14 protein-coding genes, 1 tRNA gene and 1 pseudogene are annotated in these 15,044 nt (G+C 71.6%); 11 read left to right on the top strand and 5 right to left on the bottom strand.

What is annotated here, in order from left to right; all coding sequences use genetic code 11:
* From BIU90_RS04420 to BIU90_RS04370, 11 genes and pseudogenes are all read left to right on the top strand, one after another.
* Positions 1-782, top strand: a pseudogene (locus BIU90_RS04420) (hypothetical protein); the annotation flags it as partial.
* The gene (recR, locus tag BIU90_RS04415; protein WP_071299021.1) at positions 782-1,381 is read left to right on the top strand and encodes a recombination mediator RecR; all 600 of its coding nucleotides are present in this window, start codon (positions 782-784) and stop codon (positions 1,379-1,381) included. The pseudogene BIU90_RS04420 and the gene recR, both read left to right, overlap by 1 nt.
* A 119-nt stretch (positions 1,382-1,500) precedes the next feature.
* Positions 1,501-2,763 carry an aspartate kinase gene (locus BIU90_RS04410; protein ID WP_071299041.1) on the top strand — a complete coding sequence of 421 codons (1,263 nt, stop codon included), beginning with the start codon at positions 1,501-1,503 and terminating at the stop codon, positions 2,761-2,763.
* A 68-nt stretch (positions 2,764-2,831) separates the two neighbouring features.
* Entirely contained in the window at positions 2,832-3,884 is a 1,053-nt protein-coding gene (locus BIU90_RS04405) for an aspartate-semialdehyde dehydrogenase (RefSeq protein WP_071299020.1), read from the top strand.
* 163 nt (positions 3,885-4,047) lie between these two features.
* Positions 4,048-5,535: a malate:quinone oxidoreductase gene (locus BIU90_RS04400; RefSeq protein ID WP_083403687.1), complete on the top strand. Its 1,488-nt coding sequence runs from the start codon at positions 4,048-4,050 to the stop codon at positions 5,533-5,535.
* 46 nt (positions 5,536-5,581) lie between these two features.
* Positions 5,582-6,787 (top strand): Rv2578c family radical SAM protein, encoded by a 1,206-nt coding sequence (locus BIU90_RS04395; RefSeq protein WP_083403686.1) that lies wholly within the window; start codon positions 5,582-5,584, stop codon positions 6,785-6,787.
* 169 nt (positions 6,788-6,956) lie between these two features.
* Positions 6,957-8,162, top strand: coding sequence for a sensor histidine kinase (locus BIU90_RS04390; RefSeq protein WP_139195103.1), 1,206 nt, complete (start codon positions 6,957-6,959; stop codon positions 8,160-8,162).
* Complete coding sequence (locus tag BIU90_RS04385) at positions 8,159-9,436, top strand: hypothetical protein (protein WP_071299018.1); 1,278 nt, start codon at positions 8,159-8,161, stop codon at positions 9,434-9,436. The genes BIU90_RS04390 and BIU90_RS04385 overlap by 4 nt, the downstream gene beginning before the upstream one ends.
* Positions 9,423-10,124 (top strand): response regulator, encoded by a 702-nt coding sequence (locus BIU90_RS04380; protein ID WP_254786945.1) that lies wholly within the window; start codon positions 9,423-9,425, stop codon positions 10,122-10,124. Before BIU90_RS04385 ends, BIU90_RS04380 begins: the two co-directional genes overlap by 14 nt.
* Positions 10,124-10,756, top strand: a complete 633-nt coding sequence (locus tag BIU90_RS04375) for a thymidine kinase (RefSeq protein ID WP_071299017.1) — start codon at positions 10,124-10,126, stop codon at positions 10,754-10,756. Before BIU90_RS04380 ends, BIU90_RS04375 begins: the two co-directional genes overlap by 1 nt.
* A 116-nt stretch (positions 10,757-10,872) precedes the next feature.
* Positions 10,873-11,910 carry an LLM class flavin-dependent oxidoreductase gene (locus tag BIU90_RS04370; RefSeq protein ID WP_071299016.1) on the top strand — a complete coding sequence of 346 codons (1,038 nt, stop codon included), beginning with the start codon at positions 10,873-10,875 and terminating at the stop codon, positions 11,908-11,910.
* 91 nt (positions 11,911-12,001) lie between these two features.
* Here BIU90_RS04370 and BIU90_RS04365 read toward each other — a convergent pair whose 3' ends face one another.
* From BIU90_RS04365 to BIU90_RS04345, 5 genes are all read right to left on the bottom strand, one after another.
* Positions 12,002-12,625, bottom strand: a complete 624-nt coding sequence (locus BIU90_RS04365; RefSeq protein ID WP_071299015.1) for a response regulator — start codon at positions 12,623-12,625, stop codon at positions 12,002-12,004.
* A complete protein-coding gene (locus BIU90_RS04360; protein WP_071299014.1) occupies positions 12,622-13,647 on the bottom strand; it encodes a sensor histidine kinase in 1,026 nt (341 codons plus the stop codon). Before BIU90_RS04360 ends, BIU90_RS04365 begins: the two co-directional genes overlap by 4 nt.
* A gap of 104 nt (positions 13,648-13,751) precedes the next feature.
* Positions 13,752-14,261, bottom strand: coding sequence for a hypothetical protein (locus BIU90_RS04355; protein ID WP_071299013.1), 510 nt, complete (start codon positions 14,259-14,261; stop codon positions 13,752-13,754).
* Between the two features lie 16 nt (positions 14,262-14,277).
* Positions 14,278-14,832, bottom strand: a complete 555-nt coding sequence (locus BIU90_RS04350) for a hypothetical protein (RefSeq protein WP_071299012.1) — start codon at positions 14,830-14,832, stop codon at positions 14,278-14,280.
* Between the two features lie 138 nt (positions 14,833-14,970).
* Positions 14,971-15,044, bottom strand: a tRNA-Pro gene (locus BIU90_RS04345).

The raw sequence follows: 15,044 nt of genomic DNA, 5'->3' as shown, positions 1-15,044 counted from the left end.
CCACCACCCCCGACCCCACCACCCCCGACACCGCCACCCCCGACACCGCCACCCCGACGGTGTCCGCGTCCGAGCCGGCCCCCGCACCGGAACCGACGACCTCGGCGACGGTCGAGCCGACCCCTGCGGCGTCCGCTGCACCGGCTCGTGCCGCGACCCCGCCCGAGCCCGAGCCCGAGCCCCAGCCCCAGCGCCAGGCCCCCGCCGCCTCGAACGACCCCGTGACCGAGTGGGCCGTCGCCACCATCCCGGCGACCGACCCCACTGCCGGGGCCGTAGCGGACGACGTCGAGCCCACGTGGGCCGCGCCGATGGGCTCCACCGGGCCGACGGACACGGTCGCGGACGCACCGGTCGCGGCCGCGCCCGCCGTGACCGAGACCTCCGGGCCGGTCGCCGAGACGCAGTCGGCACTCGACGCCCTGAAGGCCGCTGGTCGCGGACCGCAGGCCGCTGGTCGCGGACCGCAGGCCGCGCAGCCGACGCAGGGCGAGCCTCCCGTGCCGGTCGACGACTACCCGCTCGACGACGAACCCTTCGACGACGGTGCCCCGTTCCCGGATCCGGGCCCCGGCGGCGGCCGGTCGGCCGCGCCGCAGGCACCCCAGCAGACACGGCCGCCGCAGGCGCCTGCCCAGCAGGCACGGCCGCCGCAGGCAGCCGCCCCGCAGCCGCAGGCGCCGCGTCGCGCCGCGGTCCCCGGCCGCTACGGCGAGGCCGTCGTGCGTGAGATCCTCGGTGCGCAGTTCATCGAGGAGACCTCGTTGAGCGAGGAGGCCTGATGTACGACGGCATCGTCCAGGACCTGATCGACGAGTTCGGCCGCCTGCCCGGCATCGGTCCGAAGTCGGCGCAGCGCATCGCCTTCCACATCCTGCAGAGCGAGTCCTTCGACCCCTCGCGGTTGTCGGAGCTGCTGGCCGACGTCAAGGAGCGCGTCCGGTTCTGCGAGGTCTGCGGCAACGTGACCGAGTCGGAGCGCTGCAGCATCTGCCGCGACCCGCGCCGCCAGCCCGGCGTGATCTGCGTCGTCGAAGAGGCGAAGGACGTCGCCGCGATCGAGCGCACCCGTGAGTTCCGCGGGCTGTACCACGTGCTCGGCGGGGCGATCAGCCCGATCGACGGCGTCGGCCCGGACGACCTGCGCATCCAGCAGCTGATGACCCGCCTGGCCGACGGCACCGTGGAAGAGGTGATCATCGCGACGGACCCGAACCTCGAGGGCGAGGCGACGGCGACCTACCTCAGCCGCCTGCTCGTGCCGATGGGGATCCGGACGACACGGCTGGCGTCCGGCCTGCCCGTCGGCGGCGACCTGGAGTACGCCGACGAGGTCACGCTGGGTCGTGCCTTCGAGGGCCGCCGACTCGTCGGCGGCTGAGGAGCCCCACGCACGATCCTTGCGTCGCAGCCCGCTCGCACGCAACATCCCCGAAACACCCTCTACCATTGACGAAGCCGCGCTCCGACGCGGAACGTCGTCCCCTGGAGTACGCACCCGTGGCCCTGATCGTGCAGAAGTTCGGTGGATCGTCCGTCGCGAACGCCGAGAGCATCAAGCGCGTGGCCAAGCGGATCGTCGAGACCAAGAAGGCCGGCAACGACGTGGTCGTGGCCGTCTCGGCGATGGGCGACACGACCGACGAACTGGTCGACCTCGCCCACCAGGTCACGCCGATCCCGGCCGGCCGCGAACTCGACATGCTGCTGACCGCGGGGGAGCGCATCTCGATGGCGCTGCTCGCGATGGCGATCAAGAGCCTCGGCGTCGAAGCGTCGTCGTACACAGGCAGCCAGGCCGGCATGCTCACCGACGCCCAGCACGGCAAGGCCCGCATCGTCGACGTCACCCCGAAGCGCGTGCGCGAGGCGCTCGACGCCGGGCACGTCGCCATCGTCGCCGGCTTCCAGGGGTTCAACCGCACGACCGGCGAGATCACGACGCTCGGTCGCGGCGGCTCGGACACCACCGCCGTCGCCCTGGCCGCAGCGCTCGACGCCGACATCTGCGAGATCTACACCGACGTCGACGGCATCTTCTCCGCCGACCCTCGCGTGGTCCCGAAGGCCCGCAAGATCGACCGGATCACGAGCGAGGAGATGCTCGAGCTCGCGGCGTCCGGCGCCAAGGTCCTGTACATCCGTGCCGTCGAGTACGCCCGTCGGCACGGCGTCACCCTCCATGTCCGCTCCTCGTTCAGCAACGTCGAGGGCACCATCGTCTACAACCCTGCCGAGGGGGAAACCGTGGAAGAACCGATCATCACCGGGATCGCCGGAGACCTGTCCGAGGGCAAGATCACCGTCGTGGGCGTGCCCGACCAGCCCGGCAAGGCCGCCGAGATCTTCACGATCGTCGCCCGCGCCGGCGCGAACATCGACATGATCGTGCAGAACGTGTCGGCCTCGAACGGGCGCACCGACATCTCCTTCACGCTGCCGAAGGACCAGGGCCAGAGCGTCCTGACCGCGCTCGGTGTGGCCAAGGGCGACATCGGCTTCGAGGGCATCCAGTACGACGACCAGATCGGCAAGCTCGCCCTGGTCGGCGCCGGCATGCGCACCAACGCCGGCGTCTCCGCGGAGCTCTTCCGCGCGCTGCACCAGGCGTCGATCAACATCGAGATGATCTCCACGTCGGAGATCCGCATCTCGGTCGTCACTCGCGCCGACACGCTCAACGACGCGATGCGCGTGGTGCACCAGGCGTTCGGGCTCGACGCCGACAACGAAGCCGTCGTCTACGCCGGCACCGGCCGCTGAGCCCAGCCGACCACTCAGCCCAGCCGACCGCTGACCTCCGCCGACCGCTGACCCACCAGGAGCAGAGCATGTCCGACCTCACCATCGCCGTCGTCGGTGCCACCGGCCAGGTGGGCGCCGTGATGCGCCGCCTGCTCGAGGAGCGCGCCTTCCCCGCCACGACGGTGCGCTTCTTCGCGAGCGCGCGTTCCGCCGGCACGACGCTGCCGTTCCGCGGCGAGCAGATCGTCGTCGAGGACTCCGAGACCGCCGACCCGTCCGGCATCGACATCGCGCTGTTCTCCGCCGGAGCGACCGCGTCCCGCGCGCTGGCGCCGAAGTTCGCCGCCGCCGGGGCCCTGGTCATCGACAACTCCAGCGCGTGGCGCCTGGACCCCGCGGTGCCGCTCGTGGTGAGCGAGGTGAACCCGCACGCCATCGACCAGGCGGAGAAGGGGATCATCGCGAACCCGAACTGCACGACGATGGCGATCATGCCGGTCCTCAAGGTCCTCGACGCCGCGGCCGGTCTCCGCCGGCTCGTCGCGACGACCTACCAGGCGGTCTCCGGCTCCGGCCTCGCCGGCGTCGAGGAACTGCTCGGCCAGGCCCGTGCCGCGCTCGAGCAGGACACCGCCGCGCTGACCCACGACGGCGCTGCGGTCACCTTCCCGGAGCCCGTCAAGTACGTCCGTCCCATCGCGTTCGACGTCGTGCCGCTCGCGGGCAGCATCGTCGAGGACGGCACCGGGGAGACCGACGAGGAGCAGAAGCTCCGCAACGAGAGCCGGAAGATCCTCGAGCTGCCCGACCTGCTCGTCGCCGGCACCTGCGTCCGGGTCCCGGTCTTCACCGGCCACTCGATCTCCGTGCACGCCGAATTCGCCGAGCCGCTGACGCCGGAGCGCGCGACCGAGGTCCTCGCGAGCGCCCCGGGCGTCGAGCTCTCCGACGTCCCCACGCCGCTGCAGGCCGCCGGGCAGGACCCGACCTTCGTCGGGCGGATCCGCGCCGACCAGTCCGCGCCCGCCGGGCACGGCCTGGTGCTGTTCGTCAGCAACGACAACCTGCGGAAGGGTGCAGCGCTGAACGCGGTGCAGATCGCGGAGGTCGTCGTCGCGCGCCGCGCGGTCGCGGCCTAGCCACGCGCTCCGACAGGGCCCACGCCGCCGGTTCCGGCGCGACGCGCCAGCGGCGCGCCGGCCGTGTCGGTGGGGAGAGGCACGGTGCCAGCTGGCACCGTGCCTCCCGTCTGTCTGAGGTGCAGCTGGTCACCCTGTCGGCGCACGCTTGTAGGATCGTCGGGTGGCAGTGAAGCAGGTGGAACCGATCGACGTCGTCCTCATCGGCGGAGGGATCATGAGCGCCACGCTCGGCGCGCTCATCCACCGGCTGGAGCCCGACTGGCGGATCCGCGTGTACGAGCGGCTGGGCGGTGTCGCGCAGGAGAGCTCGAACCCGTGGAACAACGCCGGGACCGGCCACTCCGCGCTGTGCGAGCTGAACTACACGCCCGAGTTGCCCGACGGTCGCGTCGAGATCACCAAGGCCGTCAACGTCAACGAGCAGTTCCAGGTCTCGCGGCAGTTCTGGTCGTTCCTGGTGGAGAACGGCACGCTGCCCGACCCCACCAGCTTCATCAACCCGACGCCGCACATCTCATTCGTGTGGGGCGCCGACAACGTCGAGTACATGCGCAAGCGGTACGAGGCGATGAAGGACCACCCGCTCTTCGCCGGGCTCGAGTTCAGCGACGACGCCGAACAGATCCGCAAGTGGGCCCCGGCGCTCATCCCGGGCCGCAAGCGGGACCAGCCGATCGCGGCGACGTACTCGGCCGCGGGTTCGGACGTCGACTTCGGGTCGCTCACGCGGCAGCTGTTCGACCAGCTCGAGATCGACGGTGTCGAGTTCGAACCGAACCACCAGGTCACCAGCATCCGCCGCGGCAAGGTCTTCGACGGCTGGGCGCTCGACGTCCGGAACGAGGTCGGCCGTTCGAAGCAGTCGATCGCCGCCAAGTTCGTCTTCGTCGGCGCCGGTGGCGGGGCCCTGCACCTGCTGCAGAAGTCCGGCATCCCGGAGATCCGCGGGTACGGCGGCTTCCCGGTGTCCGGTGAGTTCCTGCGCACCGACGACCCCGAGGTCGTCCAGAAGCACGCTGCGAAGGTCTACGGCAAGGCCAGCGTCGGGGCGCCCCCGATGTCGGTCCCGCACCTCGACACCCGGATCGTCGACGGCTCGGCCTCGCTGATGTTCGGTCCCTACGCCGGGTTCAGCCCGAAGTTCCTGAAGCAGGGCTCGCTGTTCGACCTGTTCCGGTCGATCCGCCCGCACAACCTGCGCCCGATGCTCAGCGTCGCGTTCTCGAACTTCGACCTGGTGCGGTACCTGGTCGGTCAGCTGCTGGCGTCGAAGCAGACCAAGTTCGAAGCCCTCCGCGACTTCATGCCCGCGGCCGAGCCGGGCAACTGGCACAAGATCATCGCCGGCCAGCGCGTGCAGGTCATCAAGCCGGACAAGGACAAGGGCGGGGTGCTGCAGTTCGGCACCGAGGTGATCACGGCCGCGGACGGCTCGATCGCCGGGCTGCTCGGCGCGTCCCCGGGGGCGTCCACCGCGGTGCCGATCATGCTCGGGCTGCTCCGCACGTGCTTCCCCGACCGCTGGGACCGGTGGGAAGACGCGGTCCGCGTGATGGTGCCGACGTACGGCAAGGACCTCGGCGAGGACGCTGCCCTGGCCGACGAGACCCTGACCCGGACCGCGAAGGTGCTCGGACTCCACCACTAGGCGGGCCGCGCTTGCGCCGCGTTCGAACGTGTGTTCGAATGAAGGCATGCGGTGGGACGGACAGGCGATCGGCGCCTCGGGCAGCGACATGCTGCCGGGGCTCGAGTCGAACAGCGGCTTCGTCCGGAGCGTGACGACCCCGGAGTTCGCGGGGGTGACCTTCCACGAGGTCCTGGCGAAGTCCGCGCTGAACCGCGTCGACGGCATCGACGGCGGCACCTGGGGGATGACGATCAACCCCTACCGCGGGTGTTCGCACGCGTGTGTGTACTGCTTCGCCCGCCCGACCCACACCTGGCTCGAGTTCGACGCCGGGGCCGACTTCGACCAGCAGATCGTCGTGAAGACCAACGTGGCCGAGGTCCTGCGTCGCGAGCTCGCGAAGCCGACCTGGGACCGCCACCCGGTCGCCCTCGGTACCAACACCGACCCGTACCAGCGCGCCGAGGGCAAGTACCGCCTGATGCCGGGCATCATCGCGGCGCTGGCCGACTCGGGGACGCCGTTCAGCATCCTCACGAAGGGCACGCTGCTGCGGCGGGACATCCCGGCCCTCGTGGCGGCATCCGAGCAGGTCCCCGTGGACCTGGCGATGTCGATCGCGGTGTACGACGACGACCTGCAGCAGTCCGTCGAACCGGGGACTCCCACCACCGCGGCCCGGTTGGCGACGGTCCGCGCCGTGCGGGACGCCGGGCTGGACTGCTCGGTGTTCCTGATGCCCGTGCTGCCCTACGTCACCGACACCGTCGCGCACCTCGACGACGCGATCGGCCGAGCGGCAGCTGCCGGTGCGACGAGCGTGATGTACTCCGCACTGCACCTGAAGCCGGGCGTCAAGCCGTGGTACCTCGACTGGCTGGCGCGCACGCACCCGGACCTGGTGCCGCGGTACCGCGCGATGTACCTCGACAACACGTACGCGCCGAAGGACTACCGACGCTGGCTCGCCGAGCGCATCCGGCCGATCCTGCGCGCGCACGGCGTCGGTGTGGGGAAGGTCGATCCGGCGACGGGCTCGATGGGGTTCTCCGCGCCGAGCAACGAAGCGACTGGCGGAACCGCTGTCGGCGATCCCGCTTCCGGTCCGGGCAATGACCGTGCCGCCGGCATCTCGCCCCTCAAGCGTGCGGATCGGTCCTGGGACGAACGCCACCGGCAGGACCGCCCCGACCTGCGCACGCGCGCGCTCGTCCCGGCATCCTCCGGCGGCGCGACCGGCATCACGAACGGGGCTCCGACCCTGTTCTGAGCGCGGCTGGTCCGTCACCCGGCGAGCACGTTCGGGGGACACCGGACGTCAGTGGCCGCCGGTATCATGGTGTCAGTCGTCTTCCGGTACCCGATCCGGGGTACACGACCTCCTCGATGGTGGTTGGATCGTGGACGGCGCTCCCTGGCTCCCGGAAGGACGACGCACCGTGCTCGGCATCCCCACGCACCTCGCTCCGCGGGTCAACGCGTGGTCGACCGTGCGGGCGTTCCACGCCGCTGCCGTCGGGTCGGTCCTGGTCGCTGCGGTCAGCCTGCTGCTGTTCCGGTTCGACGACCCCCGTGTCGCCGTGGTGCCGGCCGTCCTCGCGCTCCTGCCGATGCTCGCGATGATCGGCGTGCACGTGCAGTTCAGCACGTGGCGCTCTGCGGTCGCCTTCCTGCTCGTCGGCGGGATCTGCGCGTGGTGGTGCGCCGTGGTCGTGCTGCGCGAGGTCCCCGTGCCCTGGGTCGCCTCGTACCTGCTGTCGCTCGTCGTGGTGCCCCTCGTGCTCGTGGGCGGCGCGGGCGCGGTCCCCGGTCGCGTCGTCCTGTGGTCCATCGCCGGGCTGGTCGTCGGCCGCGTCGCCACGTCCATCGCGACGGCGCAGACCGGGGGAGCGGGACACCCGCTCGTGCTCGCGTGGGTGACCCTGGCGTTCGTGGTCGCCATCGTGCTCGTCGCCAGCCGGACCACGGCACGGTCGCAGCGCGTCCAGCCCGAACTGCTGCGGTCCGCGCGGGAAGAACACGTCTCCGCCTACCGCGCCGGGGTGGAGCTCGAGGCGTCGGCGATCCTGCACGACACCGTCCTCAACCACCTCGGCGCGATCTCGCTCGCGCCCGACGGGCCGATGGACGCGCAGCTGGCCCGCACGGTCGAGGCCGACGTCGCGATGCTCACCGGCACCGAATGGCTCGCGCCCGCGCCGCAACCGGATCCCGGCGCTGCGGTGGACGCCTTCGAGCACATGCTCGCCGACGAACGTGCCGAGGGGCTCGAGGTCCTGGTGACGGGCGACCCCGCGGCGATGGGCCGACTCGAGTCCGACGCGGTGACCGCCCTGGTCCGCGCGGTGGGGCAGTGCCTGGCGAACGTCCGCAAGCACGCCGGAACCGACACCGCCGAGGTCAGCGTGTTCGACGACGGCGTCGCCTGCACCGTGATGGTCGTCGACGACGGCCGCGGCTTCGACGAGCAGCAGACCGGCGCTGACCGGATGGGCCTGCGCAACTCGGTGCGCGAGCGCATCGGCCGCGTGGGCGGCGACGTGCAGGTGTGGTCGTCGCCGGGCACCGGCACCAGCGTCATGATGACCGTGCCCCACGGCGCCCGCGCAGCCGCCGTCGCCGTGCCGGACGGAGCGAGCTCATGAGCGCCGACCGCGCCGGCCGCGCCGGCCGCGCCGGCCGCACCTACCGTGCCGACCGCACCGGCCGCACTGCCCGCTCCGCCCGCGTCGGCCGCACCGGCGGTCCGGGGTCCGTGACGGCCTCCGGTCGGACGGCGCAGCAGTACGACCCGCTCGGCGCGATGGGGTCCCGGCCGCTCGCGGTGGTGCTCGGCGCAGCGGGGGTCCTCTGGGCGATCCTGACGTCCCTGTTCGACCGCGACGTCGTCGGCTCCCCGACCCTGAGCGCCATGACGGTCCTGCTGCTTGCCGCGTCGGCCGCCGTGGTCCTCGTCGCGTCGAGCCCCTTCCGCGCACCGTTCCCCCGGTGGGCGTTCGTGCTGCACGTCGGGTTGCTCGCCGTCGCCGCGGTGACCAGCGTCGCGGCGCAGTGGGGACCGGACCGCAGCGCGCTGAACGACTTCATGTCCCTGCTGACCGCGACCGGCATCGTGATGGCCGCGCCCTACCGGCCCTGGGTGGACCTCGTGGTGGGCGGCGTGTTCCTGGCAGTCGTCGACGCCGTCGCCTGGGGGACCGCCGCGACGGTGTTCCCGCACGGGGTGCCCGTGTCGGTCTCCGGGTTCCTCGCCGCAGCACCGACGCTCGTGCTCACCGCGGCGGCCGGGGTGTTCGCGTGGACCTTCGCCGGGCTCGCCGAGCGCGTACAGATCCGCGCCGGGTCCTACTCCGTCGAGCGTGCCGAGCGGGACGGCATCGCCGCCAGCGTCGAAGAGGACCGGTCGACCATCCTGACCCGTGACGTCGGCCCGTTCTTCGCCGAGCTCCGCACCCGCGAGACCATCACGGACGTCGACCGTGCCCGTGCCCGGTCGATCGCCGACGGCATCCGCCGGTCGATGGTCGCGGACGCCGACCGCACCTGGTTCGAGCAGGCGGTCCGTGCCGACGGTGGTGCCCTCGCCGTGATCGACGACCCGGACGGCCTGATCGCGACCCTCGACACCGACCAGCGCACCGTCGTCCGCACGGTCGTGCGCGCGGTGCTCCGGGCGCCGACGGTCGACCCCGCCGACTTCCGCGCGATGGTCCGGCGGGCCTCGGACACGGACGCCCTCGGCGCCGTCCCGCCCGACTGTGTCGTGGTGGCCTTCGACGTGGGCGTCGCTGACTCCGACGTCGGGATCCACCGCACGTTCGACCCCTACTTCGCCGTGCTCCGGGTGACGTTCCCGGACCTCGACGTCGCCGTCCGACCATCGTCCCTCGCACTAAGGTTCTCGTATGACCAGCACTGACCCGAACAGGCTGACGGAGGGCACGCCCGCCCTGCCGAACCCGGGATCCCGCCGGGTGCGTCTGGCCATCCTCGACGACCACGAAGTCCTGTTGGACAGCCTGTCCAGCTGGATCGCCGTCAACGCGTTCGACTTCGACCTGTCGCTGACCGCGCACACCTGGCTCGAGATGGTGCACAGCGACAGCTTCCCGACCGACCTGGTCTTCCTCGACTTCCAGCTCAAGGAACCCGTCTCGATCGAAGCCCGTGTGCGGACCTGCCGCGCAGCCGGCGCCAAGGTGATCGTCCTGTCCAGCGTCGACACCCGTGAGTCGCGCGACCGTGCCCTCGCGGCCGGCGCGGCTGCGTTCCTGTCGAAGTCGCTGCCGATGCGCGAGGTGATGGACGTCGCCCGTGACGTCATGGGCGTCGCCAGGGAGACCCCGCCGCAGCGCGAGTGGCGTCCCCTGCCGACCGGTGCTGCCGCGCACCAGCGCCCGAAGCTCAGCCACGGTGAAGAAGAGGCGCTGCGGCTGTACGTGTCCGGCTACTCCACGAACGAGGTCGCCAGCCAGATGAACGTGCAGTACGAGACCGCCAAGACCTATCTGCGGCGCGTCCGCGAGAAGTACGCCAAGGTCGGCCGGCCGGCGTCCAAGAAGTCCGACCTGATCCGTCGTGCGGCGGAGGACGGCTTCCTCGCGTAGTGGCGAAGCTCTACTTCCGCTACGGCGCGATGAACAGCGGCAAGAGCACCGGGCTCCTGCAGGCCGCCTACAACTACGAGGAGCGCGGGCAGCGGGTGCTGCTCGCGAAGCCGGCCGTCGACACCAAGGGTGACCACGCGATCGTGTCGCGCCTCGGCGTCACCCGCGCCGTCGACCTGGTGATCGCCCCCGACCAGGACGTCCGCGCGGCCGTGGCCCGGGCCGGAGCGATCGACCCGGAGTCCGACCACCTCGACGGCATGGTCCGGCCGGTCAGCTGCGTGCTCGTGGACGAGGCACAGTTCCTCACGCCGCGACAGGTGGACGACCTGCTCCGGATCGCGGTGCTCGACGGGGTCCCGGTGCTGGCCTACGGCATCCGGACGGACTTCCGCACCGAGGCGTTCCCGGGCAGCGCCCGTCTGCTCGAGATCGCGCACTCGCTCGAGGAACTGAAGACCATCTGCCGGTGCGGTCGCAAGGCGGTGTTCAACCCCCGCAAGGTCGACGGCCGGTTCGTGTTCGACGGCTCCCAGGTGGCGATCGACGGCGCGGGCGTCACCTACGAGTCCCTCTGCGCCAACTGCTACCTCACCGAGTCCGGCGGTCGCCTCGACGGCGACCTCGGCTGACGGCACCGGACCGGACCGCCCGCCGGACGGGAGGCGCGGTGCGAGCCCGCCCCGTGCCTCCCGTCGGTCCCTGTGCCCGTCGGAATGGGCGCGCGTCGTCGCGCGTTGGCGACCACATGAGCGACGCATCCCTGCACCTGTCCGTCCTCGACCTGGCCACGCGTGAGTACGGCCAGTCCAACACCGAGGCCCTGCAGGGCTCCGTCGACATGGCGGTGCACGCCGAACGGGCCGGCTACGAACGCTTCTGGGTCGCCGAGCACCACGGGATGCCCGGGATCACCTCCTCCGCGCCGGCCGTGCTGCTGAGCGCCGTGGGTGCCGCGACCAGCACCATCCGCATCGGCTCCGGCGGCGTGATGCTGCCGAACCACGCGCCGCTCGTCGTGGCCGAGCAGTTCGGCACGCTCCGTGCGCTGTACGGCGACCGGGTCGACCTCGGCCTCGGGCGTGCGCCGGGTACCGACGGCGCGACCGCGATGGCGCTGCGCCGGACGGACCGTCTGGACGTCGACGACTTCCCGGAGCGCCTGGCGGACCTGATCGGCTTCTTCACGGGCATGGACGAGTCGAACCCGCTCTCCCGCATCCGTGCCGTGCCCGGCTACGGCGACGTCCCCGAGTTCTGGCTGCTCGGTTCCTCCGGGTACAGCGCGCAGGTCGCCGGCGCGCTCGGGACCTCGTTCGCGTTCGCGCACCACTTCGCCTCGGACAACACCGAGGCCGCGCTGGCGCTGTACCGCGACTCCTTCCGCCCGTCGCGCTTCCGGCAGACGCCGAACGCGCTGATCGGCGTACAGGTCGTCACCGACGAGGACCCGCGCATCATCGAGGAGCAGAGCGCCCCCGGCATGATCTCGTTCATCCGGATGCGCCAGGGGACGAAGCCCGAGCCGGTGTCGATGGACGAGGCCCGCGCCTACGAGTTCAGCGACCTCGAGCGCCGGTTCATCGCCGCGCGCACCGAGCGTCAGGCCTACGGTTCGGCCGACCAGGTCGCCGAGAAGATCAACGCGCTCGTTGCGTCCACCGGCGCGGACGGTGTGATCGTGGCGCCCGGTGCCGCGCAGGCGCAGTACCGGCACCAGGCGCTCGACGTCGTCGCGGCGCTGCACCGCGAGGGACGTCTGGTGCGCTCCGCCGTCGCGGCCTGAGCGCTTGGTGCGGTTCGGTCGGCCACTTCGTCGCGGTCGGCCGGTTCGTCGCGGTCCGCCAGTTTCGTCGCGGTCGGCCTGGAGGCCCGGGTCAGCCGAGCAGGCCGAGTCGCGTGGCCGTCGCCACGGCTCCGACCCGGCTGCTGACGTCGAGCTTGCGGAACACGTTGTAGACGTGGCGCTTCACGGTCCCGACGGCGAGTCCGAGGTCGGCGGCGATCTCGGCGTTCGACCGGGCCCGGGCGAGGAGCCGGAGGACCTCGGTCTCGCGGTCGCTCAGCGGTGAGCCCGCGCGGGCGTCCGTGACCAGGTCGACCGGGAAGGTCACCGGCGTGTCCGTCCGGGTCGCGGCGCGCACGATCCGTCCGACGAGTTCGCGGCTCGGCGTGTCCTTCGTCACGAAGTCGACCGCTCCGGCATCGAGCAGCGCCCGGCGCAGGACGGCGTCCCGGTGCATCGTCAGCACGACCACTGCGATGTGCGGGTGGTTCCGCCGCACCGACGCGATGGTCGTGCGTGCCGGAGGCCCGTCGAGTTCGACGTCGAGCAGCAGGACGTCGATCGCAGCGGCCTCGGGACCGTCCAGCACGTCGGACGGCCGTTCACCGTGGGCGACGACCCGCAGGCTGGACACCGCTGCCAGGATCGTCGCCAGGCCCTCGCGGAACAGGCGGTGGTCGTCGACGATCGCGACGTGTGTGACGCCGCCGCTCACAGCGATCCCCGCGGCACGACGAGCGTCACCCGCGTGCCCGCTCCCGGAGCGCTGACGACGTCGAGCGAGGCCCCGATCAGTGCCGCCCGTTCGCGCATCGTCGACTGCCCGAGCCGGCCCTGCGCGTGCTCGGACCGGTCGAACCCGGGGCCGTCGTCCTGCACGCTGACCGTCACCGCGTCGTCCGCCCAGGTGAACACCACCCGGACGTCGCTGTCCCGCGCGTGCTTCCACCAGTTCGTCAGCGCCTCGAGCAGGATCGTCAGCGACTCCTCGGCGCGCCAGTTCACCAGCGTGCTGGGCGTGCCGTGCGACGCGATGCTGACGTGCTCGGTGTCCGGGAACAGATCGGCGACGTGTCGGGCCAGTGCGGCGTCGAGCAGGTCGTCCCCGACGCGGGCGTGCAGGGCGACGGCGAGGTTCTGCACGTCGCCGAGCGCTCGTCGGAGCTGGGCTGCCGCGGCCTCGAGCTGCGTGGTGCGTTCCGGCGCCGGGGGATCGGTGAGGAGTGCGAGGTCGATGCGCTGCAGCCCGGCCAGGATGCCGTGCGCGACCCGGTCGTGCAGGTCCCGGGCGATGTGCGCGCGCGAGTCCAGGTTCGCCGTCGTGACGCGTTGGCGGAGTGCCTCGGTGTACGCGATGGCCCCGGCCGGGAAGCGCCGCCAGATGCCCGCGTGCAGCGCCCTGGAGGCCGCGAGGAGTTCGGTCGGGGTCGTCGCACCGACCTCGTCGACGAAGACGGGCAGGTACTCGTCGAACAGGATCTCGGCTGCCAGCATCGCCCCGGCGGGGTGCTGCATCCGCTCGGCGTGCAGGGCCCCGGTCGCCAGGTGCTCGTCGGCGATCAGGTCGTCGCTGGTGATCGACGCATCGGTCCCCTCGGCGTAGTGCCGGTGCGCGTCAGCGAGCATCGACGTGACGTTCTCGACCAGGCTGGCGGCCAGCACGGGGTCGTCACCGAGTTCAGGTGCGGTCGCGGCGATGCGCTGCAGGACGGGGACGAGTCGCTCGGGGATCTCCATGGCCGTCTCAGGCTAACGGGGGAGTGTTCCGCCTCCGGGCGACGGCCGGGGCCGGTGTGTCCTCGGGCACATCGCGCCGGCTCGCGGCGCCGTTCTGCCCCGCGTCAGGGCACGAGGAGGACGCGAGCCACCGCCAGCAGGACCGGCGTGGCGGAGAGGAGCAGCAGCGCACCCGCGTACGCCCATCGTGGGAGGGCCCAGCTCCGGACGGTCACCGTGGCGAGGACCGCTCCCGCGGCGACGGCAGGGCTGAGGATGATGACCGCGAAGCCGACCGCGTGCGGGTTCGTCCTCGCGCCGAGCACGAACACGAGACAGAAGGTGCCGACGACAGCGAGCGTCGGGATCACGACCAGGGCCGAGCCGATCGCTGCCCATCGTCGTTGCCTGACTGCCTTCGGACTGCCCATCCTCATGCCGAACAGCAGGCACAGCACCGAGCAGCCGATGATCGGCGCGAGCAGCGACGCGTGCAACCCCGTCTCGGACGAAGCGCGCATGATGACGTGCGCTGCGTTCGAGGCGTTCGCGATGCTCAGTGCCAGCGCGGCCACGAACGACATGACCGCGGTCGCGAAGCGCGCGGACAGGGAGCGAGCGGTGGTGCGCGTCAACGCGTTCCGGCGTTGGTCACGACAACGGGTCGAGGCAGCCGTACAGCGCGATCATCAGCCCAGGCATCGAGGAGAGGAGGGCAACCGCGAGCCACCGTCGCCGTGCGTCGCGGACGACGACTCCGACCGTGAAAGTGGCCATGGCGGCGGCAAAAACGAGGGGAGTACCGAGCAGGCCGATGAATGAAAGGAATGATCCCCAGCTGTACCAAGGTGGCTTTGAAGGAAGGAGATCGAACCCCAGGAGCAGGAGCATCACGACGCCGAAGAGGAGCCACCCCACGGCGATGCCGACGCAGCCGGCGCTCGGGAACGAGGACAGCGCGTTCCCTCCCACGCCGCCCAGCCCGCAGATCACGACAGCGGCCAACGCGAAGCCCAAGTACCCGGCGAGGCTGAGGGAGCGGTCGGCCGACTCCGTCCGCGTCGTCAGTCCCGCGATCACCAGGTAGACGACGACGAGAGTGATGATGGGGAAGAGGATCGCCACGAGTCCGGCGACCGTTCCCGTGAGGACCGCGGCGGTCCGCCTCTCGTGATGCTCTGTACCGCTCGGTCCGGACGTCGCCATGTCGCCGACGGTAGCGGCGCACGTCTCCGCTCCGGGGGTCGCTGGGCTGCTGTGTGTCCCAGGCGACATCGCTGGCGCGGCGCGGCAGCCGGAGCAACACAGAAGGCCCGGATCCGTGTGGATCCGGGCCTTCGTCTGTCGGGGTGACAGGATTTGAACCTGCGACCTCCTCGTCCCGAACGAGGCGCGCTACCAAGCTGCGCCACACCCCG

Origin of the sequence: Curtobacterium sp. MCBA15_001 (assembly GCF_001864835.1) — a bacterium.
Taxonomy (GTDB): Bacteria; Actinomycetota; Actinomycetes; order Actinomycetales; family Microbacteriaceae; genus Curtobacterium.
This window is presented reverse-complemented; position numbering and strand designations above follow the sequence as displayed.